The 24433-nt window shown below is 61.4% G+C and carries 29 protein-coding genes; 17 read left to right on the plus strand and 12 right to left on the minus strand.

The features are described from left to right. The first annotated feature begins 18 nt into the window (after positions 1 to 18). Complete coding sequence (locus F0A16_RS09515) at positions 19 to 1092, plus strand: catalase family peroxidase (RefSeq protein ID WP_149435151.1); 1074 nt, start codon at positions 19 to 21, stop codon at positions 1090 to 1092. Then, positions 1089 to 1637, plus strand: coding sequence for a cytochrome b (locus tag F0A16_RS09520; protein WP_149435152.1), 549 nt, complete (start codon positions 1089 to 1091; stop codon positions 1635 to 1637). The genes F0A16_RS09515 and F0A16_RS09520 overlap by 4 nt, the downstream gene beginning before the upstream one ends. A gap of 208 nt (positions 1638 to 1845) precedes the next feature. Here the strand turns inward: F0A16_RS09520 and F0A16_RS09525 are convergent, their stop codons facing one another. Further along, positions 1846 to 2208 (minus strand): hypothetical protein, encoded by a 363-nt coding sequence (locus F0A16_RS09525; protein ID WP_149435153.1) that lies wholly within the window; start codon positions 2206 to 2208, stop codon positions 1846 to 1848. A 166-nt stretch (positions 2209 to 2374) separates the two neighbouring features. Beyond that, positions 2375 to 3310, minus strand: a complete 936-nt coding sequence (locus F0A16_RS09530; RefSeq protein ID WP_149435154.1) for an oxidoreductase — start codon at positions 3308 to 3310, stop codon at positions 2375 to 2377. A 103-nt stretch (positions 3311 to 3413) separates the two neighbouring features. On the opposite strand from F0A16_RS09530, the gene F0A16_RS09535 reads away from it, so the two are divergent. After that, complete coding sequence (locus F0A16_RS09535; RefSeq protein WP_187775961.1) at positions 3414 to 3983, plus strand: HdeD family acid-resistance protein; 570 nt, start codon at positions 3414 to 3416, stop codon at positions 3981 to 3983. 45 nt (positions 3984 to 4028) lie between these two features. On the opposite strand, the gene mltA is transcribed toward F0A16_RS09535, so the two are convergent. Beyond that, positions 4029 to 5153 (minus strand): murein transglycosylase A, encoded by a 1125-nt coding sequence (mltA, locus tag F0A16_RS09540; RefSeq protein ID WP_149435156.1) that lies wholly within the window; start codon positions 5151 to 5153, stop codon positions 4029 to 4031. Positions 5154 to 5354: 201 nt separating this feature from the next. On the opposite strand from mltA, the gene pdxY reads away from it, so the two are divergent. The 3 genes from pdxY (at position 5355) to F0A16_RS09555 (ending at position 7838) form a co-directional block, all read left to right on the plus strand. Further along, complete coding sequence (pdxY, locus tag F0A16_RS09545; RefSeq protein ID WP_149435157.1) at positions 5355 to 6227, plus strand: pyridoxal kinase PdxY; 873 nt, start codon at positions 5355 to 5357, stop codon at positions 6225 to 6227. Positions 6228 to 6382: 155 nt separating this feature from the next. Then, positions 6383 to 7252, plus strand: a complete 870-nt coding sequence (locus tag F0A16_RS09550) for a DUF72 domain-containing protein (RefSeq protein WP_149435158.1) — start codon at positions 6383 to 6385, stop codon at positions 7250 to 7252. Positions 7253 to 7436: 184 nt separating this feature from the next. Continuing rightward, complete coding sequence (locus F0A16_RS09555) at positions 7437 to 7838, plus strand: MerR family transcriptional regulator (RefSeq protein WP_149435159.1); 402 nt, start codon at positions 7437 to 7439, stop codon at positions 7836 to 7838. A 27-nt stretch (positions 7839 to 7865) separates the two neighbouring features. Here F0A16_RS09555 and F0A16_RS09560 read toward each other — a convergent pair whose 3' ends face one another. After that, positions 7866 to 8138 (minus strand): BrnA antitoxin family protein, encoded by a 273-nt coding sequence (locus F0A16_RS09560; protein WP_149435160.1) that lies wholly within the window; start codon positions 8136 to 8138, stop codon positions 7866 to 7868. Then, positions 8113 to 8424 (minus strand): BrnT family toxin, encoded by a 312-nt coding sequence (locus F0A16_RS09565; protein ID WP_149435161.1) that lies wholly within the window; start codon positions 8422 to 8424, stop codon positions 8113 to 8115. The genes F0A16_RS09560 and F0A16_RS09565 overlap by 26 nt, the downstream gene beginning before the upstream one ends. A gap of 130 nt (positions 8425 to 8554) precedes the next feature. On the opposite strand from F0A16_RS09565, the gene F0A16_RS09570 reads away from it, so the two are divergent. The 11 genes from F0A16_RS09570 (at position 8555) to F0A16_RS09620 (ending at position 15171) form a co-directional block, all read left to right on the plus strand. After that, positions 8555 to 8752, plus strand: coding sequence for a MerR family transcriptional regulator (locus F0A16_RS09570; protein ID WP_239023775.1), 198 nt, complete (start codon positions 8555 to 8557; stop codon positions 8750 to 8752). A gap of 57 nt (positions 8753 to 8809) precedes the next feature. Beyond that, entirely contained in the window at positions 8810 to 9193 is a 384-nt protein-coding gene (locus tag F0A16_RS09575; RefSeq protein ID WP_149435162.1) for a nuclear transport factor 2 family protein, read from the plus strand. A gap of 710 nt (positions 9194 to 9903) precedes the next feature. After that, complete coding sequence (locus F0A16_RS09580) at positions 9904 to 10494, plus strand: hypothetical protein (protein ID WP_149435163.1); 591 nt, start codon at positions 9904 to 9906, stop codon at positions 10492 to 10494. A gap of 96 nt (positions 10495 to 10590) precedes the next feature. After that, a complete protein-coding gene (locus tag F0A16_RS09585; protein WP_149435164.1) occupies positions 10591 to 10824 on the plus strand; it encodes a DUF2188 domain-containing protein in 234 nt (77 codons plus the stop codon). Between the two features lie 387 nt (positions 10825 to 11211). Further along, entirely contained in the window at positions 11212 to 11820 is a 609-nt protein-coding gene (locus F0A16_RS09590) for a DUF5343 domain-containing protein (protein WP_149435165.1), read from the plus strand. Continuing rightward, a complete protein-coding gene (locus F0A16_RS09595) occupies positions 11817 to 12398 on the plus strand; it encodes a Swt1 family HEPN domain-containing protein (protein WP_239023776.1) in 582 nt (193 codons plus the stop codon). The genes F0A16_RS09590 and F0A16_RS09595 overlap by 4 nt, the downstream gene beginning before the upstream one ends. An 87-nt stretch (positions 12399 to 12485) precedes the next feature. After that, positions 12486 to 12884, plus strand: a complete 399-nt coding sequence (locus F0A16_RS09600) for a DUF6228 family protein (protein ID WP_149435166.1) — start codon at positions 12486 to 12488, stop codon at positions 12882 to 12884. 156 nt (positions 12885 to 13040) lie between these two features. Further along, entirely contained in the window at positions 13041 to 13586 is a 546-nt protein-coding gene (locus F0A16_RS09605) for a hypothetical protein (protein ID WP_149435167.1), read from the plus strand. 102 nt (positions 13587 to 13688) lie between these two features. Continuing rightward, positions 13689 to 14384, plus strand: a complete 696-nt coding sequence (locus F0A16_RS09610) for a class I SAM-dependent methyltransferase (protein ID WP_149435168.1) — start codon at positions 13689 to 13691, stop codon at positions 14382 to 14384. Positions 14385 to 14505: 121 nt separating this feature from the next. Then, the gene (locus F0A16_RS09615; RefSeq protein WP_239023777.1) at positions 14506 to 14811 is read left to right on the plus strand and encodes a hypothetical protein; all 306 of its coding nucleotides are present in this window, start codon (positions 14506 to 14508) and stop codon (positions 14809 to 14811) included. A 72-nt stretch (positions 14812 to 14883) separates the two neighbouring features. Further along, positions 14884 to 15171: a helix-turn-helix domain-containing protein gene (locus tag F0A16_RS09620; RefSeq protein WP_149435169.1), complete on the plus strand. Its 288-nt coding sequence runs from the start codon at positions 14884 to 14886 to the stop codon at positions 15169 to 15171. A gap of 73 nt (positions 15172 to 15244) precedes the next feature. Here the strand turns inward: F0A16_RS09620 and F0A16_RS09625 are convergent, their stop codons facing one another. From F0A16_RS09625 to F0A16_RS09655, 7 genes are all read right to left on the minus strand, one after another. Next, complete coding sequence (locus F0A16_RS09625; protein ID WP_149435314.1) at positions 15245 to 16156, minus strand: hydroxymethylglutaryl-CoA lyase; 912 nt, start codon at positions 16154 to 16156, stop codon at positions 15245 to 15247. 1 nt (position 16157) lies between these two features. Then, positions 16158 to 18242 (minus strand): acetyl/propionyl/methylcrotonyl-CoA carboxylase subunit alpha, encoded by a 2085-nt coding sequence (locus F0A16_RS09630; protein WP_149435170.1) that lies wholly within the window; start codon positions 18240 to 18242, stop codon positions 16158 to 16160. Then, positions 18239 to 19102 carry an enoyl-CoA hydratase/isomerase family protein gene (locus F0A16_RS09635; protein ID WP_149435171.1) on the minus strand — a complete coding sequence of 288 codons (864 nt, stop codon included), beginning with the start codon at positions 19100 to 19102 and terminating at the stop codon, positions 18239 to 18241. The genes F0A16_RS09630 and F0A16_RS09635 overlap by 4 nt, the downstream gene beginning before the upstream one ends. Positions 19103 to 19214: 112 nt before the next feature. Then, complete coding sequence (locus F0A16_RS09640) at positions 19215 to 20822, minus strand: carboxyl transferase domain-containing protein (protein ID WP_149435172.1); 1608 nt, start codon at positions 20820 to 20822, stop codon at positions 19215 to 19217. A gap of 158 nt (positions 20823 to 20980) precedes the next feature. Continuing rightward, positions 20981 to 22150, minus strand: coding sequence for an isovaleryl-CoA dehydrogenase (locus F0A16_RS09645; RefSeq protein ID WP_149435173.1), 1170 nt, complete (start codon positions 22148 to 22150; stop codon positions 20981 to 20983). Positions 22151 to 22259: 109 nt separating this feature from the next. Further along, positions 22260 to 22727: a MaoC family dehydratase gene (locus tag F0A16_RS09650; protein ID WP_149435174.1), complete on the minus strand. Its 468-nt coding sequence runs from the start codon at positions 22725 to 22727 to the stop codon at positions 22260 to 22262. A gap of 31 nt (positions 22728 to 22758) precedes the next feature. Then, the gene (locus F0A16_RS09655) at positions 22759 to 24429 is read right to left on the minus strand and encodes an acyl-CoA synthetase (protein ID WP_149435175.1); all 1671 of its coding nucleotides are present in this window, start codon (positions 24427 to 24429) and stop codon (positions 22759 to 22761) included. Positions 24430 to 24433 lie beyond the last annotated feature (4 nt).

The raw sequence follows: 24433 nt of genomic DNA on the forward strand, positions 1-24433 counted from the left end.
AAGTTGCCCGGAGCAGACATGACCCAGAACGCCGCACCGCCGCCGAAACTGATATTGAGGTTCACGATTATCGGCCTCGTCATCGCCATTCTGGCGACGGCCTTCGCCTACGTGGGCGGTTGGCTGGACCCTGGCCGGCTGACCCCGGATCGGATGATCAATACGCTGGAGGACAACGCCGGCGTTCACGAAGGCTACCGACGCAATCACGCCAAGGGGTACTGCGTGGTGGGCAGTTTCGAGAGCAACGGCAACGTGGACAGCCTGTCCCGCGCCACTGTTTTCGAAACGGGACGCGTCAGCCCGCTCATCGGCCGCCTCGCGATCCCCGGGGGAGACCCGCACGCCAATGATGGCATGCCGCCGATACGCAGTTTCGCGCTGCAGTTCCAGTTGCCGAACGACGAGCAGTGGCGAACCGCGATGAACGCGATGCCGGTGTTTCCGGTATCGACACCGCAGGCGTTCTGGGAACTGTTGAAAGCCTCCCAGCCGGATTCGCAGAGCGGCAAGCCGGACCCCGCGAAAATGGCGGCCTTCTTTGCCGGCCATCCGGAAACCAAGCCATTCCTGGCATGGGCGAAAACCGCCCAGCGCTCCTCGAGCTTCGTCAACGTCGAGTACAACAGCCTTGATGCCTTCCGCTTCATCGATGCCGGCGGGACGACCCACTTCGTACGCTGGGGGCTGGTGCCGGAAGCGCCCTTCACGCCGATGACCGAGGCCCAGAAGCAGGATCCCGATTTTCTGTCCCGGGACTTGCGGGAACGCCTGGATAAGGGGCCCCAGCGCTGGCACCTGATCGTCACCGTGGCCAATCCCGGTGACCCCACCGACGATGCCACCCTGGCCTGGCCGGCGGATCGCCGCCAGATCGATGCCGGCATCGTCACCATCGACCGTGCCCAGGACCAGGCCGACGGCCCCTGTCGTGACATCAACTACGACCCGCTGGTGCTGCCCGACGGTATCGCCGGCTCCGACGACCCGCTGTTGAGCGCGCGTTCAGCCGCCTATTCGGAATCCTATAACCGACGCACTCGCGAGGAGGCCGAATCGGCGACATCCTCGACCCAGGAGCCACGATCATGAACCCACGGACTGCCGGTACCTTTTCCCTCCCCGCCCGTCTGCTGCACTGGCTGATGGCGATCATGATCCTGACGATGCTGTTTGTCGGCGTCGGCATGGTGGCCACGGTTTCCGAGCGCCACGTATGGCTCGTTCAGCTTCATAAACCGCTGGGAATCGCGATTCTCGCGCTGGTCATCGTGCGGCTGCTGGTGCGCTGGCGATATGGCACCCCGGCGCTGCCCGCGGACCTGCCGCCCTGGCAACGCGCCGCTGCCCATCTCTCCCACTGGGCGCTGTATGCATTGATGTTGGCGATGCCGCTGATCGGCTGGACCATGCTCTCGGCCGGCGGCTACCCGGTCACACTCTTCGCCGGCGTCACGCTGCCGGACCTGGTGTCGCCATCTCCCACGCTCTACAGCGCGTTGCGCTTCGCCCATACCTGGCTGGCGCTGAGCCTGTTCGCGCTCATTCTCCTGCACCTGGCGGCAGCGCTTTATCATGCTCTGATTCGTCGGGATGGCGTATTGGCCAGCATGACCAGAAGCCGCAAACAGCCATAAATCGCGACACGCTTTTTCATGGTAAAAGACGATAGGAATGGATATGCAGCAAGCGATCAGGTCGGCGTCACGCCAACCCGGTCGCTTTCTTCACGACCAGTCGTTTCCGCTCCGAAATCAGGCGATGAACGTCAAAAAGCCGAGGTGATTGGCCTCGGCTTGGGCGTTATTGATCGCGAGTTATTGGTCGCTTTCGATGCGTCGATGCTCAGGCGGGATTGGTGGTGTAGAGCCGTTTGATGACGGCCATTTGCGCAGCACTCTGCCCCTCCGCAATCAAGCTCTGCTGCGCCCTGCCCAGCGCTTTCATGGTGGTCATGCCGGTGCGGTTCTGTTCGGCACGCAGCGCATTGGCGCTGGCTTCACTGTGACCCGCGCCGATATCCAGGCGCCAGGGCCCGAACTGGTTGGCCGTCATCATGGCGGGCTGCAGGCTCAGCGGCTGGTGCAGTCGCTGCATGGCTTCCTGCTGGGCAATACTGTTATCGGCCTGGGCCAATAGCGGCATGAAGCCGGCAAGCGCGACGGCGGCGGCGACTCGGGCCAGGCGAGACATTGTCTTGGTTTCCATCATCGACTCCTGTCATGAAATAGCTGCGACTCGAATGTGTGGTCGCTGTCGACAGCGGGATAATTCCTGTCACTGTCGGCTGCAGGTAAGACGAATGGCGCAGCGAACTATTCCTCGCTTTCGATGATGAAATTCGACGCTGACACCAGCTCCGCTGAGTGCGTCTTTAAGCGTTCGATGACCACGCCGCTCCGGTCAATTCACACGACACTTTCCATAGCCGATCTTCCACCGCCCGGTCCCTGGCCGCGGCACTGCGATGGGCGCGTTTGGGTGCGCCGCGGGTCTCGCTGAAGCCGTCGGGGCCGAAGTAGTCGCCGGGGCGTACGTCGTCGGCGAGCGCGGCGTGGAGCGTGGGTCTGGCGCCTTCGGCGGCGGATTGGCTGACCAGCGGCATCACCAGCTTGAATGCCTGGCCGACCAGCGCGCGGCTCTTCACGCCGGCATCGAACAGCGCCGTGCGGGAAAGCCCGGGATGGGCGGCGACACTCAACAGCCCCCAGCCGTGCTGGTCGCTCCGTTGCTGCAGCGCCTGGGCGAACAACAGCATGGCGAGTTTGGACTGGCGGTAGGCGCGCCACGGGTCGTAGTCGCGCTCGCCGTTGAGGTCGTCGAAATCGATCCTGCCGCTGCGGTGCGCCAGGCTCGAGAGCTGGACGACGCGTGCTGGCGCTGACTCGGAACCCGACGACGAGGCGGCGACCAGCAGCGGCAGCAGCAGGCTGGTGAGCAGGAAGTGGCCAAGGTAGTTGACCCCGAACTGGCGCTCGCAACCGTCCTCGGTGCGCTCACGCCTGGGCAGCGCCATGATACCGGCGTTGTTGATCAGCCGTTGCAGCGACGTCTCGCTCTCCTGCAGGCGGTCGGCGAACTGGCGTACCGATTCGAGGCTGTCGAGATCGAGCAGCTCGAAGCGAACCTCGGCGCCGGGTTGATGAGTGCGCACCGCGTGGCAGGCGAGCTTGCCCTTGTCGGGATTGCGCCCGGCGACGACAATGCGAAACCCGTTCGCTGCCAGGCCCTTGGCAGTCTCCAGCCCGAGTCCGGCGGTGGCACCGGTGACGATGGCCAGCGGCGCTGCCGCCGGGGGGAATTCGGTCATCGAAGTCACTCCCGTGAAGGTCTATGTTGAAAGTCTGTATTGAAGGATGGATTCGACGCAGTGTGCAGGTTTCCTCGAACAGGGATATCAATGGGAGTCGCCAATGGCAACGAGAAGTCTCATCGGACGTAGCTGGTGGATTCTGATGGCGTTCGGCGTCATCGCCATCGTATTCGGTCTGATCGCGGTGTTTCGGCCGCTGGCCGCCATCGCGGCGTTGACCTGGATCATGGGCATCATGGCACTGGCGGAGGGCGTCTCCACGCTGTTCATGACGGCGACGGCCTATCGGGGAGCGGGCAAAGGATGGCTGATCGGCTACGGCGCGTTGTCGATACTGTTCGGTCTGCTCGCGATCTTCGATCCGCTCTCCATGGCCAGCGCGCTGCTGGTGCTGGTCGGCATCTGGCTGATCATCGCCGGGGTCTATCGCCTGCTGTTGGGCCTGCGCATCCGCCGCCCCGTGCCCGGCCAGGGTTGGGCCGCGCCGGGCGAGGGCTGGACCGTTCTCAGTGGCGTGCTGGCACTGCTGCTGGGCATCCTACTCGTCGTCAGCCCGCTCAGCGGCCTGGTGGCCACTGCGCTGTGGATCGGTATCGTCGCGCTGGTTTACGGCGTCATCCAGGTGATCGCGGCGTTGCGGGTGCGCAAGGCGTTTGCCGGCACTCGCTAGCCAGGTAGCAATGTCCACGAAGCGCCCAAACGATTGGGTGCTTTCTCATTTGGGCATCAGCACCCACATCTCGCCCCGCTGTTTCATCCGGCTGGCGGCTTCCCCGGCGGCATCGCCGTGGCCCCAGTAGAAGTCTGCGCGTACCGCGCCCTTTACCGCGCTGCCGGTGTCCTGCGCCACCATCAGGCGCTGCAGCGGCCGGTTGGAAAGCGGCTGGGTGGTGGAGAGAAACACCGGCGCGCCGAGGGGGATCTCGTCCGGGTCGACCGCGATGCTGCGCTCGGAGGTGAGCGGCACCCCCAGTGCGCCCACCGGACCGCTGGTATCGGCCAGGGCTTCGCTGCCCTTGAGCTCACGGAAGAACACCATGCGCGGATTGACGTTGAGCATCTCTTCGACCTGGCCCGGATGCCGGCGCGCCCAGTCGCGCACGCCGGGCAGCGTGGCTTCGGCCGGGGTGATTTCGCCGCGTTCGATCAGGCGCTTGGCGAAGGACTGGAACGGCTGATTGTTGGTGCCGGCGTAGGCCACGCGCATGGTGGTGCCGTCGGTCATCTCGACGCGGCCGGAGCCCTGAATCTGCAGGTAGGCCGCTTCCACAGGATCGTCGACCCAGACCAGTTCCGTGCCATCGAGATCGCCGCTGCGCATCAGTTCGGCGCGGGTTGGGCCGACGTGGGTGTGCTTCTTCCAGTATTTCGGGTACTGGTAGAGTGGCGTCTGGTAGGGTCCGCCCCGCACGCGGGAGCCGCGCAGGATCGGCTCGTAGTAGCCGGTGATCAGGCCGGTGGCGCTGCCGTCGCTGTTGGTCACGCGGTAAGGCACGAAACGGGACTCGAAGAAGTTCTGGATCGCCAGGGCATCGAGCGGATCGACCGACCGGGCATCGTGGCAGACGCTTTGCCATGCTGGCTTGCGCTCGAGCCGAGTGCAGCTCTCCTGGAAGGCGCTCCACGCCGCCATCGGCTGGTCCCGGCTCCAGCCTGGCAGGTTGTGCCAAGTGGTCTTGCGTGCCGGCTGTTCGATCCACGCCTCCGGGCTTTCGCCCGACGTGGTGGTCGCGATAGGGCCGCTGGAACAGCCGGCCACGAGCAGGGCAAAGACAAGACAGGCCAGCAGCGAGGGAAAGCGATGTAATGAGGCGCGCTGGCGCGAGGCGCTGGAGAGCATGCAGGGTCGATCCTTGAAACACGATGCATTAAGAAGACGAATATAAAAAGTCGGTGAAAAAGCTGGAGCGAGCATATCGCCGCCGCTCGATGGCGTCGAGCGAGGTATCGACCAAAGACAAGCGCTGCAAGTTCCTCCAGCGGCGCATTACACTATGTCCTTTTACTACGCCCTTTGCGCTTCAAGCGGCAGGATCGTCTCATGACCCAAGTCATCTCCATTCAGAGCCACGTCGCCTACGGTTACGTCGGCAACCGTGCCGCCGTATTTCCGCTTCAGCGGCTGGGGCTGGAAGTCACCGCCATCAACACCGTCCAGTTCTCCAACCACACCGGCTATGGCACCTTTACCGGCGATGTGTTCACGCCCGACCACCTCAGGAACGTGCTGGACGGCGTCGAATCCCTGGTTGGGCTCGACGGTGTCGATGCCGTGCTATCCGGGTACATGGGCGACGAAGGCATCGGTCGCGCCGTGCTGGACAGCGTCGATCGCGTCAAACAGGCCAATCCGGACGCACTCTACTGCTGCGACCCGGTGATGGGCGATGTCGGCCGCGGCTTCTTCGTGCGCGAAGGCATTCCCGAGTGGATGCGCGACCACGCCATTGCCCGCGCCGATATTGTCACCCCCAACCAGTTCGAGCTCGCCTTTCTCGCCGGGCGCGAGATCGACACGCTGGAAGATGCCCTCGCCGCTGCCGCCGCGTTGCGTGCCAAAGGGCCTAAGGTAGTGCTGATCACTTCGCTGGAAGTCGCCGGGGACGATGAAGATCACATCGGCATGCTGGTCGACGCCCCTGGCGGTAGCTGGCGGATTGCCACGCCCAAGGTGGATTTCGCCATTCCGCCCAATGGCGCCGGCGATTTCACTGCCGCGATGTTCCTCGCCCACAGCCTGCGCGCCGGCCTCACCGACGAAGGCCCCGCCCGCGCCCTGGAGCAGACCGCCGCCGCGGTGCAGATGCTGTTCGAACACACCCGCCGTGCCGGCACCCGCGAACTGGCGATGATCGCCGCCCAGCAGGATATCGTTTCGCCTACGGTGACCCTGCACGCCGAAAAGCTTCGTTGAGCCGAAAACTGGCTGTGCTCGGTCATACGGCGTTAAAAATCGGCTTAACATGCTCATTTACAAACTCGTAAACTCCGCTGTTGCGCCGATTTTTTGCCTTGTCTGACCATCGCTCGCCGACTTTTCGGAGCTTATGACTGCATGGAAGCAAAGCTATGTTGATTGATGAGTCTGCACCGCCGCTCTACCTGGGCATGGCGATGTGGGCCAACGCCGACTGGCAAGGCAGCCTGCTGCCCGGCCACGGCGACGTGGAGCTGCGCGACTACGCCAGCGTGTTCAACGCCGTGGAAGGCAACACCACCTTCTACAGCGGCATTCCCAAGGCGGAGACGGTGACGGCCTGGGCCGAACAGGCGCCCGAGACCTTTCGCTTCTGCTTCAAGCTGCCCAGCCAGCTGACCCACGGCAAACGCCTGCGCGATATTGACGATGAGTTTGAACGCTTCATCGAGCGACTCTCACCGTTGAAAGATCGTCTAGGGCCGATCATGGTCCAGCTACCCAGAGATTTCGGCCAGGGCGAGCTGCCCGCGTTGGAGCGATTGCTCACTCACCGGCCACGGGAGATACCCTGCGCGGTGGAGGTCCGGCACAGTGATTTTTTCCACAAAGGGCCTGCAGAACAGGCATTCAACCGCTTGTTGATAAGTCAAGACGCCAATCGGGTAATGCTCGACGTGCGGGCGCTCTTTGCCACCCCCCCAGGGCTTGACAACCGGCTCGCCAAGGCGCAAGGCGAAAAGCCGAAAGTCCCATTACACGTGCTCTGCACGGCGGTCAATCCCATCATTCGTTTTATCGGGCACTTCGACGAAGCCATTAACCAGGCCCGTTTCGAGCCGTGGATAGAACGTCTCGTCCTGTGGATAAAACAGGGGAAAACCCCTTTTCTCTTTGTGCATACACCGGATAACCGCCAGGCGCCGGAACTGGCACGAAAGTTCTACAACCAGATTGCCGAACGGATCGAATTGCCGCCGTTGGCCGAGTTCCCGGGCGAACGACAGAACTCGCTGTTTTAGCCAAATCTGAAACAGGCTGTTGATAACTCGAGCACCATTCTTCGACCCCATTCCGCCCGTCACTCATGATCCGTGACCGCCTGTCCGCGGTGCCGATGTGTGTGGAATACTTCGCTTAACGTTGATCTTCACGTAAAGGTTAAATAACGCTAGGGTAGAGTAAATCAGAAGAGGCAATCACCCCGTGTCCGGCCAGACCTACGCCATTGGCGAACTCGCGCAGCACTTCGACGTGACCACCCGCACCATCCGCTTCTACGAGCAGGAAGGCCTGCTCTCCCCCGAGCGGCGCGGCAAGACCCGCGTCTACCACGAGAAGGACCGCGTCCGCCTCAAGCTCGCCCTGCGCGGAAAGCGTCTCGGTTTCTCCCTGATCGAGATCCGCGAAGTGCTCGATCTTTATGACACCCGCCACGACGGCAGCATCCGCCAACTCGAGCGCCTGCTCGAGATCCTCGCCGATAAACGCGCCAACCTCGAACGCCAGCTCGAAGACATCCGCGTCATGCAGCGGGAGCTGGATCAGGTCGAAGAGCGGTGCAAAGGCGCGTTGGAGGAGTTGAAGGCGGCGGAAAAGAGTTCTTGAGCATGGCTTATACCTGGAAGCTCACCATCAAGACCGCCGATTTTCCTCGACATCATCAGCCAGCCAGACCTTGATCAGCGACTGATAAGGCATATCCCGCTTGTTGGCTTCGATCTTGATGCGATCCAGTAGTGATTCCGGCAACCTCAAAGAGATTGTCTTGGTCGATGGCTTCAGGTTGGGAAGCGCGGCACGCTTAGCCTGGTTCCAGTCCACATAGTCGGTGGAGTCGTGGCTTTCCCAGAACGCACGCTCTTCCGCTTCACTCTTGAACTCAGGCGTCGTCTTGGTTTTGCTCATAAATCCTCCTCTCCTTACGGTGCATGGCTCGGGCCGAGATAACTCGAATCAGCGTACCGGCTGCACGCAAGGTGAACGTGATGTGTAGCTGACGATGGTCGTCCGTGATGCCGAGGGCATGATATCGAGGTTCGTCTTGGCTGTGTCTGGTATCTTCGACCATCAGCAGTGGCTGATTGAAAAACACCTGTTCCGCTTCGGATTGGCGTACGCCGTGCTTGTCCGCACTTTTGCGGGCATTGCCCTCGTCCCAGTCGAAGCCGGTAATCTGCGCCAAATCGATCATATTTTGTATATTGCCATAATATACATGGCATGCAAGCAGTGCCTTCCGAGCGCTTCGGCAAGGACCGCGTTCGCCTCAAGCTCGCCCTGCGCGGCAAGCGCCTGGGTTCTCGCTGATCGAGATTCGCGAAGTGCTCGACCTCTACGACACCCGCCACGACGGCAGCATCCGCCAACTCGAACGCCTGCTCGAGATCCTCGCCGACAAACGCGCCAACCTCGAACGCCAGCTCGAAGACATCCGCGTCATGCAGCGTGAGCTGGATCAGGTCGAAGAACGGTGCAAGGGCGCGTTGGGGGAGTTGAGGGCGGCGGAACAGGGTCACTGAGCTACGGTTCTGCTCTGCGGCTCCTTCGATGGTAGTCAATCTGCACGGAGCAACGGCATGCAACATGACCTGGAAGCCAACAAGCACAATGCGATCGCCTTCTATCGCACGGCTTATCTCGGTGATCCTAACCTTGCCGTCGCGACTTATGTGGGTGCCGATTACATCCAGCACAACCCGGTAGTGGGTAATGGAAAGCAGGCGTTCATCGATTACTTCACGGCAATGGCAGAGCAGTATCCCGGGAAGGAAATCGAGTTCGTGCGCGCGGTGGCCGAAGCCGATCTGGTATCTCTCCACACGCACCAGACCTGGCCCGGCGGCGATGAGTACGTCACGATGGATTTTTTCCGTTTCGGCGACAACGGCAAGATCGTAGAACACTGGGATTCCATCCAGAGAATTCCGCATGAAACCAAGAACGGAAACCTGATGTACTGAGTACCGGCGGGCTAGCGCTTCAATCTGGCCGTTCCCGTGACGGTAAGCGGCCAGTGACCCTCCTAATTCCTGAATGATCTTCGTCTTCTGACGCGACAACGCCGGCCTCTCGAGCCACGATTGATTAATGCTTTCGTGGCGTTGTTTCTAATGTAACTATTGGTTACTGTGCGTAGAACAGCACAAGAAATGGCTTACAGAGTCACAAGCTCATAAGGGACAGCCGCGTTGGGATGATGGGAAACATCGTCATCCTCCATGGCGGGCGGTAGCGTGGCGGATTTCGTCAAAAGCCAACCGAAAGGGCCTCCACCGAATAACTGTATCTATGCATAGTCATGTCAGATTGTGCAAAACGTGCGAGCATGCGAATTCTGCATAACGCGCCGAATTATTCTGAGCATTATTCAAAATCAATGGGTTAGGTGTGAAAGAGCGTGCTAAATAAGATTATTCAACGCGCGAGCTTGTTCAAGTGGCTAAACGAGCGCGCTATCTAATACCCATTGGGCAGGTATATGGAACATAGCACTCCGAAAAGGGTCTTTCTCGATAATTGTATTTTCAGTATTAGCGACACTGTGCGAGGCTCGCAAAAACCTCATCAGATTTATTGGGGTGGAGAAAAGCATACAGTGCAGATTTCTGGGTTTGAGGGAAAGCCATTGCCTAAGGAATCTGAACCTTGGAAGAGAGAGCAGGTTAAATGCATGACGACAATTGGCAGACTGGCAAGACAGGACGTTATCGCTTTGTCGTCTTACATGGAAACCATGTTTGAGGGGTGGAAGCGTCCTGGATCATTTCCTGCGACCGCCATTGGCAATGTCTTTAACGGGGTAGAGGTTGAGCACGTAGATGCCGCCGTTGAGAGGTCGTACTTTTTTCAATCCTCATTGGATGAGTATATTGATAGCCAGAGCATGATAAAATTTTGCAAATGGCTATTGGCTATCGATCCGAATGTCTTAATTGAAAAAGTTACTCAGGTAAAGGATTTGCCAAGCTTTCTAGTGGCCAATCTGCGGAACGTTAAAAGATTCGGCGAGCTTTGCAAGGGGTTGTCTGAGAAACAGTACCCGGATGCATTTCACCTATGGACGGCTGAGGTTAATGGTGCAGATTGTTTCTTAACAATTGATAAAAAATTCATTCATGTGATGACTGAAACGAATCGGTCAGAGCTGCCTTGCCCACCATTGTCACCTTCTCAACTGCTTAATCAACTAGGAATAGATGAGCGAGATCCCCTTGAATACACGGAGGGTGTCTTCTATGACATTTCTGGTAGGCGCGGGTAACAGGAGGCCTAACAATGCGGTCCACGGGACGTTAACTACGCTGCGCTCCGTTGCCGCCCATTACCGCTGGCGTTATGTTCAAAGAGGAGAATGACGATGCCTAGGAAAACACATCATGTAGTTCCGAATCCTGAAGGCGGATGGGATTTAAAAAAAGGTGGTGGTGAACGGGTCATCAAGCACTTTGACACAAAACAAGATGCGGTTGACTATGGCCGAGATGTCAGTAGGAATCAGGGCTCGGAGTTTGTGATCCATAAAAAAGATGGGGACATCCAAAATACGGATAGTCATGGTAATGATCCAATGCCACCGAAGGATAAAAAATAGTCGTTAAAAATGAGTGTGCTTAGGCCGACAGGGGTAGCAGGTTGGGTTCGATTCCCCTGGCGTTTGTTGGCTCCATGGCTCTTTTATTAACTTTACTGAGATACATCAGCGTAAACGTGTTCCTGCCGGCCACCAGCAACAGTAAAAGGGGGTGTCTATGGTGAAAGTATTAACTGACCGAACTCGCGTTTTTTAAGCTCCATGTTCGAAACGATGTGGGCTATCGGAGTCGGCGGCGTTGTCGGACACCTGTCTGCTTAAGCGCACTCAGAACATAGCAATTACAGGCACGGCGACAGTTACTACATTGCGGCTTCGCCCCCATTCCGTAACTGCGCGTGCTGTGCGGCATTATATCGGTGAGTCAATTCTTATCAAGGGGGAAACATGGGACTACCAAGCACCTACACAAACGCTTACGGGAAGTTGGGTGAGTTTTTTCACAGGCTCAGAGATGGCCAGGCTCCGGAACGTTTTACTCAGGAACACTTGAAAGACCTAGGGTACACATCAAAGAATCACCGGGCTTTCATTCCTATCATGAAATCACTTGGTTTTTTGACTCCTGATGGTCAGCCAACGAACCGGTACAACGAATATCGAAGTCATTCAAGCTCTCAAAGGGTGATGGCAGAAGCCCTTAAAGATGCATATTCGGACATATTTCTTATCAAATCTCATCCAACACCAGCCGACAAGCCAGCAATAGAAGGTAAGTTTAAGAGCTATCACAATGTTAGTGACAGTGTTGCAAAAATAATGACAAGCACCTTTTTTGCACTGCTGAATTTAGCGGATTTAAATGCCCTTAATAAATCAAAACCCGTAGAGCCGGAAAATGCTAGCACTGAAGACCAACAAGCGAAACCTGAGAGTGGTGTTCAGCCACCGGTTCTTGGTGGGCTTCATTACAATATTCAAATACACCTACCTGCGACCAAGGATGTAGAAGTTTATAACGCAATTTTCAAGTCTCTCAAGGAGAATTTGTATTGAAATATAAAGACTTAAGAGACTATCTTTTTCGCGGTCTTTTGTTTGAAGCAGAAGCCACTTCTTTCCAAAAAGCTGGTATCCAGGTCGGTGCTGATCAAACTGCTTCAGAGCAACAGCTATTGACTGAAGCCTTAGCGCCTTTTCCGGTAAACCTCAGAAATAGTGCACTCGAAATGGCAAGACTCTACTCAGTACTATTTGCGTTTGAGAATCATGTGAGGGGGTTTATAAGGGAAACGCTCTCTGAGGCGGAAGGAAGCGATTGGCTAGATAAATTGCCTAGAAAGGTGAGAGATTTCGCGGAAAAGCGTCAGAAAACCGCTATGGGGGACTCATGGTTAGAAGGAGAGAAAACTGACCTTCTAGGTTTCATCGATTTCGGTCATCTCTCACAGATAATCGTTGAGAAGTGGGAGCATTTTCAGGACGTTATGCCTTCGCAGCATTGGCTGAAACAGAGAATGGACGAGCTTGAGAAATCTAGAAACTTTGTAGCTCATAATAGAGCGCTGCTGCCTAGCGAGTACCAACGAATGTATATGTACATTGCTGACTGGAATCGTGTTGTCGGGCTTTAGATATAACAATCGGCTGAACCGCGACCGATTTTCCGCCGCTTTGCGGCTCCAAATCGACGCGTGAGCCGTGCGTTAGCTGGAGAAAGGATGCAAGAGTTTCGAGTTCAGTCATCAGAAACAGAAGCTGAATTAATTTTTTTCGGCGTCAATGGCGATAATTTCTCAGTGGCATTCTCGTCGGGTACGGTCAATTGCCAGAGGGAAGTGTGGGCCTACACCGATGCACATGGACTTGCAAATCTATTCGAATGGATGGCATCGCAAAGTAAACCTTGGAGAACATTGGAAGGATGGGAATCTATTGAAGGTGAGTTCAAGTTTTATGTCAGCTGCAACGCACGCGGGAACATAATCTTTGACATGGAGATGAACCATTTGGGTGGTGTTGAAGAATGGCGGGTGAAAACCCAACTCAAGTCTGAGTTTGGCCAACTTCCTAGCCTCGCCAAGAAGGCTCGAGCTTTCTTTGGCCCATCGCCAAGCTAACCAGGCGGTCGATGGGAGCGCTTTTCCGCGCCGCTTTCATCTGTCGCCTTCAGCTGATGGGGGCTCGCAATTTTGTGACACCTGCGCCAACCTGCCACTCTGGCTGCCAGCTCGCGCAGTCACGACCATGCACGCGGGATAAACCGAGTACTGACGATGGATTGGCTGACATTCATTTCGAGCCTAGTCCGGTCGCTGGCCTGGCCGGTGTTCGCACTGATTCTCGCGCTTCTCTTCCGCGACCAGATCCTGCAGTTTGGATCCTTCATCAAGAAGCTGCGTGCTGGGCCTATCGAGGCCGAGTTCGAACACGACCTCGAACAGCTGCGCTCACTGTCGCCGGGTCGGGTTGACGTCGTGAGCGCGCGTGCCGGTGAAGCGGAGACATTTCTTACCGAGTTGGCCGAGCGCCATCCCCGTACGGCCATACTGGAGGCGTGGACTCGACTGGAGCGCGCAGCCCGCACGTCGCTGTCGTCACAGGAGAGCGAAGATGGTAGCCCGGGCGAGGTATCAGCGGTTCGGCTGCCGGAGCTGCTGGTGCGGGCAGGCCTGATCGATCAGCCACAGGTAACGCTGTATCACGAGCTTCGGCGTCTGCGTCGTGAGGTGGCTCGCGATCTCGATCCGACGAACGAGGCGGCACGAATCTATGTCGAGTTGTCTCGCGCGCTTCAATCCCAGCTAGATCGCGGAGCCTAGAGTGGTTGAACCATGATGACTAGCGCGCCGCCAACGCCACGTCCACCTTCGACCAATTTGGCCTGCCGAGTGTCAGCGTCAGGATTAACCGCGGGGAATGAGATGAACCAGGACGAGATCAAGGCGCTATTCGACCAGCAGGCGGCAAGCTACGACCAGCAGTGGGCCAAGACGTCACCGATTCGGAATTGCCTGCATCTATTGCTGGGGTCGTTGTTCGCGAATTTGCCGGCGGAGGCACGAATTCTCTGTGTCGGGGTGGGGACGGGCGATGAGCTGTTCTATCTCGCCTCACAGCATCCTGGTTGGCGTTTTACGGCCGTGGAGCCGTCGGGGCGGATGCTCGACGTCTGTCGGGAAAGGGCCGAGCAGGAAGGCGTGACGTCTCGCTGCACCTTCCATGAGGGGTATCTAGCGTCACTCCCCACCGCCGAGCTACACGATGCGTCGACCTGCCTGCTCGTCTCGCAGTTCATCACGAATCTCGACGAACGCTCCGGTTTCTTCCGTGGCATTGCCGAGAAGCTCAAATCGGGTGGCGTTCTCGCGAGCGCCGACCTGGCGTCAGACATCGCGTCACCCGAATATGACGTACTGCTTCACGCGTGGATGAACATGATGTCCGCGGCCGATGTCTCCGAAGAGATGATGGCGCGGATGCGCTATGCCTATGCGCATGATGTCGGTGTGCTACCGCCAGCGCGGATTGCCTCGATCATTGAAGACGGCGGCTTCGAACTTCCGGTGCCGTTTTTCCAGGCGGGGTTGATCCATGCATGGCTTTCCCGCCGGGCTTGAGTGAATACCCCTCTACCCCTGGAAGAAATTCCTGTAAATAACTGATTTTGATCTGGTTTTTTATGGAGAGGTTCGCTTCGCCGCCAGCGCCACCCCCGCCTTCGACCGGTTCGACTTGCCGATGGCGTCGCCGAGCCAGGGCGTAGCATTCACCTCCGCTTTTGATATTTATACGGCTTTGCCGTACATTTGCGTAATGCTATTCATCGAAACCTCCACGTTCACCAAGCTGTTGCCAAGCTACCTCACGGACGAAGAGTACCGCGGGCTGCAAACGTATCTTTTGCAGAAGCCGGATGCTGGCGATCTCATCAAAGGCTCGTCTGGTGTGCGTAAGGTTCGGTGGGCTCCAACCGGTTCCGGCAAGAGCGGCGGTGTCAGGGCAATTTACTACTGGAAAAATCCGATCACGAGATATGGATGCTGACGCTTTACGGTAAATCGGAGCGTGCCAGCATTCCTGGCCATATGCTCAAGCAGATAGCGGAGGCGATCAAAAATGGGTGAGAGAAATATTGGGGCCGAGATCCTCGAAGGCATCCAGGAAATCAAACAGTTCAAGAAAGGCAAGCTGGCGCTGCGAACGCAGGAGCTTTCAGAGCCCTCGCCGCCCAAGGCGATCCGGTTGAAGCTGAAACTGTCGCAATCCGCCTTTGCCGGCCTGATGGGTGTCAGCGTGCGAACGCTTCAGGACTGGGAGCAGGGGCGGCGGGAGCCGCAAGGGCCGGCAGTGGCACTACTGCGCATTGCTGAGCAGCACCCGGAAGTCTTCGAAAAGCTGCATTGAACGAAGTGATGTGCCACTTCCAACGGATAATGTCAGGCCTCGAGTCAGATCACTGACTCGGGGCCTTTTGCTTTCAGCGGCTCGTTCGCTTCGCCGCCAACGCCACACCCACCTTCGACCGATTCGGTCTGTCGAGGGTCTGTGTTATCCACACCCCTGTCTCTGCCAAGTTATCCAGATCCACGCCGCTGTCGATGCCGAGGCCGTTGAGCAAGTAGATCACGTCTTCGGTGGCGACGTTGCCGGTGGCGCCCTTGGCGTAGGGGCAGCCGCCGAGTCCGGCGACGGCGCTGTCGATCACGCCGATGCCCTCTTCGAGCACGGCGTAGAGATTGGCCAGCGCCTGGCCGTAGGTGTCGTGGAAGTGGGCGGCGAGCTTGTCCCTGGGGATATCTCGGCTCACGGCGTCGAGCAGGCGCTTGGCCTTGAGCGGGGTGCCGACGCCGATGGTGTCGCCCAGCGAGATCTCGTAGCAGCCCATCTCGTACAGCGCCCGGGAGACCTCGGCGACCCGCTGGGGGGCGATGTTGCCTTCGTAGGGGCAGCCGAGCACGCAGGAGACATAGCCGCGCACGCGCACGTTCGACTCACGGGCGCGTTCGATCACCGGGGCGAAGCGCTCCAGTGACTCGGCGATGGAGCAGTTGATGTTCTTCTGGGAGAAGGCTTCGCTCGCCGCTGCGAAAACGGCGACCTCTTCGACGCCGCACGCCAGCGCGGCCTCCAGCCCTTTGAGATTGGGCGTAAGCGCGGAGTAGATCACACCCGGCCGGCGGCGAATGCCGGTCATCACCTCGCGGTGATCCGCCATCTGCGGCACCCATTTGGGCGAGACGAAACTCGCCGCTTCGATCCGTTTGAGCCCCGCCGCGCCGAGCCGGTCGATCAGTTCCAGTTTGGCGCCCGTGGCGATGGGTTCGGCTTCGTTCTGCAGCCCGTCCCGCGGGCCGACCTCGACGATACTCACTCGCTTCGGCACACCCATCTCACACCCCCTCAGTCGCGTCGGCAGTGGCGAACGCCAGTAGCTCATCCCCCTGCGCCACGGCGTCGCCCACCTTGAAGTGAAACGCTTCCACCGCGCCGGCGGCGGGGGCGCTCAGGGTGTGCTCCATCTTCATCGCTTCTACCACCACCAGCGGCGTGCCTTTCTCCACCGTCTGGCCGGGTTCGACCAGCAGCGCCACCACAGTGCCGTGCATGGAGGCGGTCAGCCTGGCTTCGACCTCATGCGGCAGATGATCGACCCGGTCCGAGCGCCGCCAGATCAGGCGGGACTCGAAGCCGGCGGCGGTGAGGATGATCGTTTCGCCATCCAGAGTGGGATCGGTGTGCGCCAGCAGGCGACGGCGATGGCCATCCAGGGTGATCGCCACGGCGTCACCGTCGAGCCGCTGCAGGCGGCCTTCGAGATGCTGCTCGCCGTCTCGGTCCACGCTCAGTTGCCAAGTCGATTGCGAGGCAGAGCGTGTCGCGGTCACGGGGATCGGCGGCGCGCCCTCGGCCTCGGCAAATGCCAGTCGAACGTGCTGCGGGGCGTTGAGCCGCCAGCCGTCACGGCGCTCCCACGGTGAACGTTCATCGCTGGCTCGATCCAACTGGTCGAGCGCCACCAGCGCGGCGCAGGCGAACTCCGCGTTGGAGACCGGTTCACTCGCGAACAGCGCGTTGTGGTGGTGTTCGATAAAGCGGGTGTCGAGCCGGGCGGCGATGAAATCCGGATGCGTCACCAGCCGCTGCAGAAAACGGCGGTTGGTGGTCACGCCGGAGACATCCAGCGCAGCCAACGCACGATCCATCTCTGCCAGGGCCTGGCCGCGATCCTCGCCGTGAACGATCAGCTTGGCCAGCATCGGGTCGTAGTGCATCGAGACGTCATCGCCGGCCTCGACGCCGCTATCCAGGCGTACGCGATCCGATGTCAGGTCGCCAGCGTTCAGGTCGAGACCGAACCGCTCTAGCGTGCCGGTGGCGGGCAGAAAGTCGTTGTCCGGATCCTCGGCGTAGAGCCGCGCTTCGATGGCGTGGCCGGTGAGCGTCAGCGCGTCCTGGCTTTTGGGCAGCGGCAGCCCGGCGGCCACGCGCAGCTGCCACTCGACCAGATCCTCGCCGGTGATCATCTCGGTCACCGGGTGCTCGACCTGCAGCCGGGTATTCATCTCCATGAAGAAGAACGGCGAGCCGCTCTCCTGCGCGGTTTCGGCGGCGGCATCCAGCAGGAACTCCACCGTCCCGGCGCCGACATAACCGATCTCCTGGGCGGCGCGGACGGCAGCTTCGCCCATTTGCTGGCGCAGTACGGGGGGCAGGTCGGGGGCCGGTGCTTCTTCCAGCACCTTCTGGTGGCGGCGCTGCACGCTGCAGTCGCGCTCGAACAGGTAGACACCGTTGCCTTGGCTATCGCAGAACACCTGCACTTCGACGTGGCGCGGCTGGGTCAGGTACTTCTCGATCAGCATGCGCTCGTCGCCGAAGGCGGCGCGAGACTCCCGGCGGCAGCCGTCGAGGGCGGCCTGAAACTCGCGGTCGGACTCGACCACCCGCATGCCCTTGCCACCGCCGCCGGCGCTGGCTTTCAGCAGTACCGGATAGCCGATCTTGCCGGCTTCCTCCCGGAGCAGTTCGTCCTCCTGCGCCTCGCCGTGGTAGCCGGGCACCAGCGGCACGCCGGCCTTAAACATGCGCGCCTTGGCCGACGCCTTGTCGCCCATGGCGGCGATGGCGCTGGCCGGCGGCCCGACGAAGATGATCCCGGCAGCCTCGCAGGCGGCGACGAAGTCGGCGTTCTCGGAGAGAAACCCGTAGCCCGGATGGATGGCGTCGGCGCCGCTGCGCTGGGCGGCGGCGATGACCTTGTCGATATCGAGATAGCTCTCCCGCGCGGGGGCGGGGCCGAGGCGCACGGCCTCGTCGGCCTCGCGCACGTGGCGCGCGTTGGCGTCGGCATCGGAGTAGACGGCAATGGTGCGAAGCCCCAGACGGCGGGCGGTGCGCATCACGCGGCAGGCGATCTCGCCGCGGTTGGCGATCAGCACCGAACGTAGCGGGCGAGGCGCATTTGTCAGGCTCATGAGCGCGGTTCCTTGTTGTCCGAATGGCCGTCTTTATGCCTGTGGGCATCTCCGGTGGGCTGCCAGGCGGGCGGGCGCTTGTCGAAGAAGGCGGCGAGTCCCTCCTGACCTTCGCGGCTGACCCGCAGTTCGCTGATCGTGCGACAGCAGCGCTCACGGGTGGCATCGGAACCGGGATCCTGGTCGACCCGGGCCAGCAGCGCCTTGGTGGCGCGCTGGGCCTGGGGCGAGGCGGCGAGCAGCCGATCGATCGTCTGGTCGATGTGGATATCCAGCTCCTGCCCATCCACCACCTCATGCACCAGGCCCAAGGACTGCGCGGTGGCGGCGTCGATCACCTCGGCGGTGAGCGCGTAGCGGCGCATCTGGCGCGGGCCGATGGCGCGCTGAACATAGGGGCTGATCACCGCCGGCGAGAGGCCGATACGCACTTCCGACAGGCAGAACGTCGCTCTTTCTGAGGCGATCACCACGTCGCAGCAGGCGGCAAGCCCCACCGCGCCGCCGTAGGCTGCGCCTTGCACCCGGCACAGCGTCGGGCAGGGCAGCTCGTCCAGCTGCTGCATCAGCCGCGCCAGCTCGCGGGAATCCTTGAGGTTGTCGTCGAAGTCGTAGTCGACCATGCGCTTCATCCAGTGCAGATCCGCCCCGGCGGAGAAGTGCTTGCCGTCGGATGCCAGCACCACCAGCCGCACCTCGTCGCGCTCGGCCAGCGCGTGCAGGCGTTCGAGATGGGCGTTGAGCTCGCTGATCAACGCATCGTCGAAGGCGTTGTGAACCTCGGGCCGATCCAGCGTCAGCCGCGCGACGCCGCGGGAGTCGATGGTCAAACGAGTGAAGCTATCGGATATGGCTGCCATGGCGGCCTCTCATGATCATGTTGGCTTCGAGCTTCGAGCTTCGAGCTTCGAGCTTCGAGCTTCGAGCTTCTCGTGGCTCGCTGCCCGTCGCTCGAAGCTGGGCGCGAAACGCCTACATCCTAAACACGCCGAATCTTGTCTCTTCGACTTCTGCATTCATCGCGGCGGAGAGCGCCAGGCCGATCACGTCGCGGGTCTGCAGCGGGTCGATCACGCCGTCGTCCCACAGCCGGGCGCTGGCGTAGTAGGGGTGGCCCTGGCGTTCGTACTGTTCGCGAATCGGCGCCTTGAACGCCGCTTCCTCGTCTTCCGGCCAGGCGCTGCCGTCGCGTTCGAGCTGCTCGCGCTTCACCTGGGCCAGCACGTTGGCGGCCTGCTCGCCGCCCATTACCGAGATGCGCGCATTGGGCCACATGAACAACAGGTTCGGATCATAGGCACGACCGCACATGCCGTAGTTGCCGGCGCCGAAGCTGCCGCCGATCAGCACGGTGAACTTGGGCACCTTGGCACAGGCCACGGCGGTGACCAGCTTGGCGCCGTGCTTGGCGATGCCCTCCTGCTCGTACTTGGAGCCGACCATGAAGCCGGTGATGTTCTGTAGAAAGATCAGCGGGATCTGGCGCTGGGCGCAGAGTTCGATGAAGTGCGCGCCCTTCTGCGCCGACTCCGAGAACAGCACCCCGTTGTTGGCGACGATACCCACCGGATGGCCGCACCAGTGGGCGAAGCCGGTGACCAGGGTGTCGCCGTAGTAGCGCTTGAACTCGTCGAAGTCGGAGTCGTCCACCAGCCGTGCGATCACCTCGCGGACGTCATACGGCTTGCGCAGGTCGGTGCCGACGATGCCGTAGAGCTCCGACGGGTCGAGCCGCGGCGGCGCGGATTTTTTCATCGCCAACTGGCCGCTCTTGTGCCAGTTGAGACGGGAAACCGCGCGACGGGCGAGCTGCAGCGCGTGGGCGTCGTTCTCGGCGTAGTGGTCGACCACGCCGCTGATCTTGGCATGGACGTCGGCGCCGCCCAGGTCCTCGGCGCTGATGGTCTCGCCGGTGGCGGCCTTCACCAGCGGCGGGCCGCCGAGAAAGATGGTGCCCTGGCCGCGCACGATGATCGATTCGTCGGCCATCGCCGGCACGTAGGCGCCACCGGCGGTGCAGGAGCCCATCACCACCGCGATCTGCGGGATGCCCGCGGCGGAGAGCGTGGCCTGGTTGTAGAAGATGCGGCCGAAGTCGTCATGGTCGGGGAAGACCTCGTCCTGTTCGGGCAGGTAGGCACCGCCGGAGTCCACCAGGTAGAGGCAGGGCAGCCGATGCTTGCGGGCGATCTCCTGGGCGCGAAGATGCTTCTTCACCGTCAGCGGGAAGTAGGTGCCGCCCTTGACCGTGGCGTCGTTGGCGACGATCACGCACTCCACGCCGCTGACCCGGCCGATGCCGGCGACCACCCCGGCGGCGGGTACCTGGGAGTCGTAGACCTCGTGCGCCGCCAGGGCGCCGATCTCCAGAAACGCCGAGCCCTCGTCGAGCAGATGGTCGATCCGGTCGCGGACGAACAGCTTGCCGCGGGACTCGTGCCGCGCGCGGGCCTTGTCGCCGCCGCCTTGGGCGATGCTGGCGGTCAGGTCGCGCAGCTTGTCGACTTCGCTCCGCAGCGCCGCCTCGTTGGCCTGGAAGGCTTCCGTGCGGGGGTTGATCTGGCTACTCAGTATGGCCATGGAAATCCTCTTACGAGCTACGAGCTACGAGCTACGAGCTACGAGCTACGAGCTACGAGCTACGAGCTACGAGCTACGAGCTACGAGCTACGAGCTACGAGCTACGAGCTACGAGCTACGAGCAGTTCGAGGCTCGAAGCCCGAAGCTCGATACTGATTTATGCCGATTCCGCGAACAGTTCGCGCCCGATCAACATCCGCCGTATCTCGCTGGTGCCGGCGCCGATCTCGTAGAGCTTGGCGTCGCGCAGCAGCCGCCCGGTGGGGTATTCGTTGATATAGCCGTTGCCGCCGAGCAGTTGGATGGCGTCCAGCGCCATCTGGGTCGCCTTCTCGGCGCAGTAGAGAATCACCCCGGCGGCGTCCTTGCGGGTGGCGCGGCCGCGGTCGCAGGCGCCGGCCACCGCATAGAGATAGGCGCGGCAGGCGTTGAGCGTGGTGTGCATGTCGGCGAGCTTGCCCTGCACCAGCTGGAATTCGCCGATGGGCTGGCCGAACTGTTTGCGTTCGTGGACGTAGGGCACCACCACGTCCAGGCACGCCTGCATGATGCCGACAGGCCCGGCGGCGAGCACCGTGCGCTCGTAGTCGAGCCCGCTCATCAGCACTTTCACGCCGCGATTCTCCTCGCCCAGCACGTTCTCCGCCGGTACCTGGCACTCCTCGAATACCAGCTCGCAGGTGTTGGAGCCGCGCATGCCCAGTTTGTCGAGCTTCTGGGCGGTGGAGAAACCGGCAAACCCCTTCTCGATCAGAAAGGCGGTGATGCCCTTGGCGCCGGCCTCGGGGTCGGTCTTGGCATAGACCACCAGCACGTCGGCGTCGGGGCCGTTGGTGATCCACATCTTGTTGCCGTTGAGCACGTAGTGATCGCCGTGCCTGTCGGCGCGCAGGCTCATCGAGACCACGTCCGACCCGGCGCCGGGCTCGGACATCGCCAGTGCCCCCACGTGCTCGCCGCTGATCAGCTTGGGCAGGTACCTGGCCTTCTGCTCGGGCGTAGCGTTGAGCTTGATCTGGTTGACGCAGAGGTTGGCATGGGCGCCGTAGGAGAGCCCCACCGAGGCGCTGGCCCGGGAGATCTCCTCCATGGCGATGCAGTGGGCCAGATAGCCCATGCCGCTGCCACCATCCTCCTCGCCGACGGTGATTCCCAGCAGGCCCATGTCGCCGAACTTCTGCCACAGATCCGCGGGGAAGGCGTTGTCATGGTCGATCTGGGCCGCGCGCGGGGCGATCTCGTCCCGGGCGAAGGCGTTGACCTGCTCGCGCAGCATGTTCAGCTCGTCGGCGAGCCCGAAATCCAGCTCGGTGTAGGGGGCGTGCATGGTGGCATCCTCGCTGTCGGGTACAGCTTCTTTGTCTTGATACGTTGACGTTAACGTCAATATTCAGATGCGGCTAGAGCCCCTCGACCATGGTCTTAGGAGATGCCGCTCATCGAATGCCCTTCGGGTGGCTGACCGCCTCACGATCCAGCAGCAGGATCTTGCCGTTGGCCTCGGCGACGACCTCGTCGCGCTGATTGCGGCAACTACCCGCCAGCACCGCGATACCGCCGCGATGCCTGGGCTTGGGAACCAGCTCGGCGATCCGCCAGTTCACCGTCAGGGTGTCACCCGCGAAGACCGGGGAGAGAAAGCGGCAGTCGTGCTCCAGATAGGCCTCGGCGGTGGCGTAGAAGAACATGCCGATGGAGGCGGTCATGTAGGCCGAGGTCATCGGCCCGTGCAGAATGCGCTGGCCGAAGCGTGTCCGTTTGGCGAAGGCCTCGTTGCTGTGCAGCGGGTTGAAGTCGCCGAACAGGCCACAGGCCTGGACGATATGCGCCTCGGTGATGGTCAGGGTCTGACCGAAGGTGTCATCGACGGCGATCTCGTCGAAGGCGTTGCCGATAAAGTTCATGCGGTCACTCCAGGGCGCGGAAGGGGCGTGTTCATGGGGTCTCGTCGCGATCCAGCGTTCTCAGTGCCTTGCGCACGATCTTGCCGGTGGCGGTCATCGGGAATTCGTCGATGAAGTGGATCTCGCGCGGGTACTCGTGGGCCGCCAGGCGCGAGCGCACGTGCTGCTGCAGCGTCTCCACCAGTGCCGGGGTGGGTTCCCAGTCCTCGGCGAGCACCACGTAGGCGGCCACGATCTCGGTGCGCAACTCGTCCGGCTTGCCCACCACGGCGGCCATGCGCACCGCCGGGTGGCCCAGCAGACAGTTCTCGATGGGCGCCGGGCCGATGCGGTAGCCGGCGCTGGTGATGACGTCGTCGTCGCGGCTGAGGAAGGTGAAGTAGCCCTCGGCATCGCGAAAGCCCATGTCGCCGGTCAGCAGCCACTCGCCGGCGAACTTGGCCGCGGTCGCCTCCGGCTTCTGCCAGTAGTGCAGGAACATCACCGGATCCGGCGAGCGCACCGCGATATGGCCGGTCTCGCCATCGGCGAGACGCTGGCCCTCGGCATCGACGATGGCCAGCTCGTGCCCCGGCACCGCCTTGCCGATCGCGCCGGGGCGGTGCACGTCGAGCGACGCGCAGGCCGACAGCACCATGTTGCATTCGGTCTGGCCGTAGAACTCGTTGATGGTGACACCGAAGGTCTCCCGCCCCCACGCCAGCAGCGCTTCGCCCAGGGACTCGCCACCGCTGGCGACGCTGCGCACGTCGAGCCGCCAGCGGCGTTGCGGCTGCTTGACACGGCGCATCAGCTTGAGCGCGGTCGGCGGCAGGAACAGGTTGCGCACGCGGTGGCGCTCGATCAGCGCGAACGCCGCCTCGGGCGAGAACTTGAGCATGCGGTGGGCGACGATCGGCACCGCGTGGTAGAGCGACGGCAGCAGCACGTCGAGCAGGCCGCCGATCCAGGCCCAGTCGGCCGGCGTCCAGAAACGGTCGCCGGGCTGCGGCAACAGGTCGTGGGATATCTCCACCCCCGGCAGGTGGCCGAGCAGCACCCGGTGGCCATGTACCGCACCCTTGGGGCTGCCGGTGGTGCCGGAGGTGTAGATGATCAGCGCCGGGTCGTCGGCGCGGGTATCGCGGGTGACGAAGGCGTCGCTGGCGGCGGCCAGCTCGGCGTGGAAGTCGAGCGCGTCAGCGGTGGGCCGGCCCGCCCCGGGCGCGGCATCGACGGTGTAGATCGCGGTCAGCGCCGGCAGCTGGTGGCGGATCTCGTCGAGCGTCGCCATGCCGCGCGCATCGCTGACGATGGCGCGCATGCCACAGTCGGCGAGCCGGTGGTGCAGCGCCTCCGGGCCGAACAGGCTGAACAGCGGCACCGCGATCACCCCCAGCTTGAAGCAGGCCAGATGCGCCAGCGCGGTTTCGTGGCGCTGGGGCAGCAGCACACCGACGCGGTCACCGGGCTGAATGCCGTGGGCGGCCAGGCTGTTGGCCAGCCGGTTGGCGCCGAGCTTGAGTTCCAGGAAGGTGATCTCGCGGGCGCTGCCGTCGTCGTGGACTTCGATCATCGCCAGGCGCTCCGGGTCCTCCGCCCAGCGGTCGCAGCAGACGCTGGCGATATTGAACTGCGCCGGCACCTCCCACGCGAAGTCATCGTAGAGGCGGTCGTACTCGACCCCTGGCGTCAGCAGTGCGGTAGGTTGGGCGTCGTTCATCGGC

It is taken from the genome of Salinicola corii (genome assembly GCF_008298015.1).
Lineage (GTDB): Bacteria > Pseudomonadota > Gammaproteobacteria > Pseudomonadales > Halomonadaceae > Salinicola > Salinicola corii.

Coding starts and splice junctions, on each gene's coding strand:
- F0A16_RS09515 (WP_149435151.1), top strand. CDS start 19: ATGACCCAGAACGCCGCACCGCCGCCGAAACTGATATTGAGGTTCACG.
- F0A16_RS09520 (WP_149435152.1), top strand. CDS start 1,089: ATGAACCCACGGACTGCCGGTACCTTTTCCCTCCCCGCCCGTCTGCTG.
- F0A16_RS09525 (WP_149435153.1), bottom strand. CDS start 2,208: ATGGAAACCAAGACAATGTCTCGCCTGGCCCGAGTCGCCGCCGCCGTC.
- F0A16_RS09530 (WP_149435154.1), bottom strand. CDS start 3,310: ATGACCGAATTCCCCCCGGCGGCAGCGCCGCTGGCCATCGTCACCGGT.
- F0A16_RS09535 (WP_187775961.1), top strand. CDS start 3,414: ATGGCAACGAGAAGTCTCATCGGACGTAGCTGGTGGATTCTGATGGCG.
- mltA (WP_149435156.1), bottom strand. CDS start 5,153: ATGCTCTCCAGCGCCTCGCGCCAGCGCGCCTCATTACATCGCTTTCCC.
- pdxY (WP_149435157.1), top strand. CDS start 5,355: ATGACCCAAGTCATCTCCATTCAGAGCCACGTCGCCTACGGTTACGTC.
- F0A16_RS09550 (WP_149435158.1), top strand. CDS start 6,383: ATGTTGATTGATGAGTCTGCACCGCCGCTCTACCTGGGCATGGCGATG.
- F0A16_RS09560 (WP_149435160.1), bottom strand. CDS start 8,138: ATGAGCAAAACCAAGACGACGCCTGAGTTCAAGAGTGAAGCGGAAGAG.
- F0A16_RS09565 (WP_149435161.1), bottom strand. CDS start 8,424: ATGATCGATTTGGCGCAGATTACCGGCTTCGACTGGGACGAGGGCAAT.
- F0A16_RS09575 (WP_149435162.1), top strand. CDS start 8,810: ATGCAACATGACCTGGAAGCCAACAAGCACAATGCGATCGCCTTCTAT.
- F0A16_RS09580 (WP_149435163.1), top strand. CDS start 9,904: ATGACGACAATTGGCAGACTGGCAAGACAGGACGTTATCGCTTTGTCG.
- F0A16_RS09585 (WP_149435164.1), top strand. CDS start 10,591: ATGCCTAGGAAAACACATCATGTAGTTCCGAATCCTGAAGGCGGATGG.
- F0A16_RS09590 (WP_149435165.1), top strand. CDS start 11,212: ATGGGACTACCAAGCACCTACACAAACGCTTACGGGAAGTTGGGTGAG.
- F0A16_RS09600 (WP_149435166.1), top strand. CDS start 12,486: ATGCAAGAGTTTCGAGTTCAGTCATCAGAAACAGAAGCTGAATTAATT.
- F0A16_RS09605 (WP_149435167.1), top strand. CDS start 13,041: ATGGATTGGCTGACATTCATTTCGAGCCTAGTCCGGTCGCTGGCCTGG.
- F0A16_RS09610 (WP_149435168.1), top strand. CDS start 13,689: ATGAACCAGGACGAGATCAAGGCGCTATTCGACCAGCAGGCGGCAAGC.
- F0A16_RS09615 (WP_239023777.1), top strand. CDS start 14,506: ATGGCGTCGCCGAGCCAGGGCGTAGCATTCACCTCCGCTTTTGATATT.
- F0A16_RS09620 (WP_149435169.1), top strand. CDS start 14,884: ATGGGTGAGAGAAATATTGGGGCCGAGATCCTCGAAGGCATCCAGGAA.
- F0A16_RS09625 (WP_149435314.1), bottom strand. CDS start 16,156: ATGGGTGTGCCGAAGCGAGTGAGTATCGTCGAGGTCGGCCCGCGGGAC.
- F0A16_RS09630 (WP_149435170.1), bottom strand. CDS start 18,242: ATGAGCCTGACAAATGCGCCTCGCCCGCTACGTTCGGTGCTGATCGCC.
- F0A16_RS09635 (WP_149435171.1), bottom strand. CDS start 19,102: ATGGCAGCCATATCCGATAGCTTCACTCGTTTGACCATCGACTCCCGC.
- F0A16_RS09640 (WP_149435172.1), bottom strand. CDS start 20,822: ATGGCCATACTGAGTAGCCAGATCAACCCCCGCACGGAAGCCTTCCAG.
- F0A16_RS09645 (WP_149435173.1), bottom strand. CDS start 22,150: ATGCACGCCCCCTACACCGAGCTGGATTTCGGGCTCGCCGACGAGCTG.
- F0A16_RS09650 (WP_149435174.1), bottom strand. CDS start 22,727: ATGAACTTTATCGGCAACGCCTTCGACGAGATCGCCGTCGATGACACC.
- F0A16_RS09655 (WP_149435175.1), bottom strand. CDS start 24,429: ATGAACGACGCCCAACCTACCGCACTGCTGACGCCAGGGGTCGAGTAC.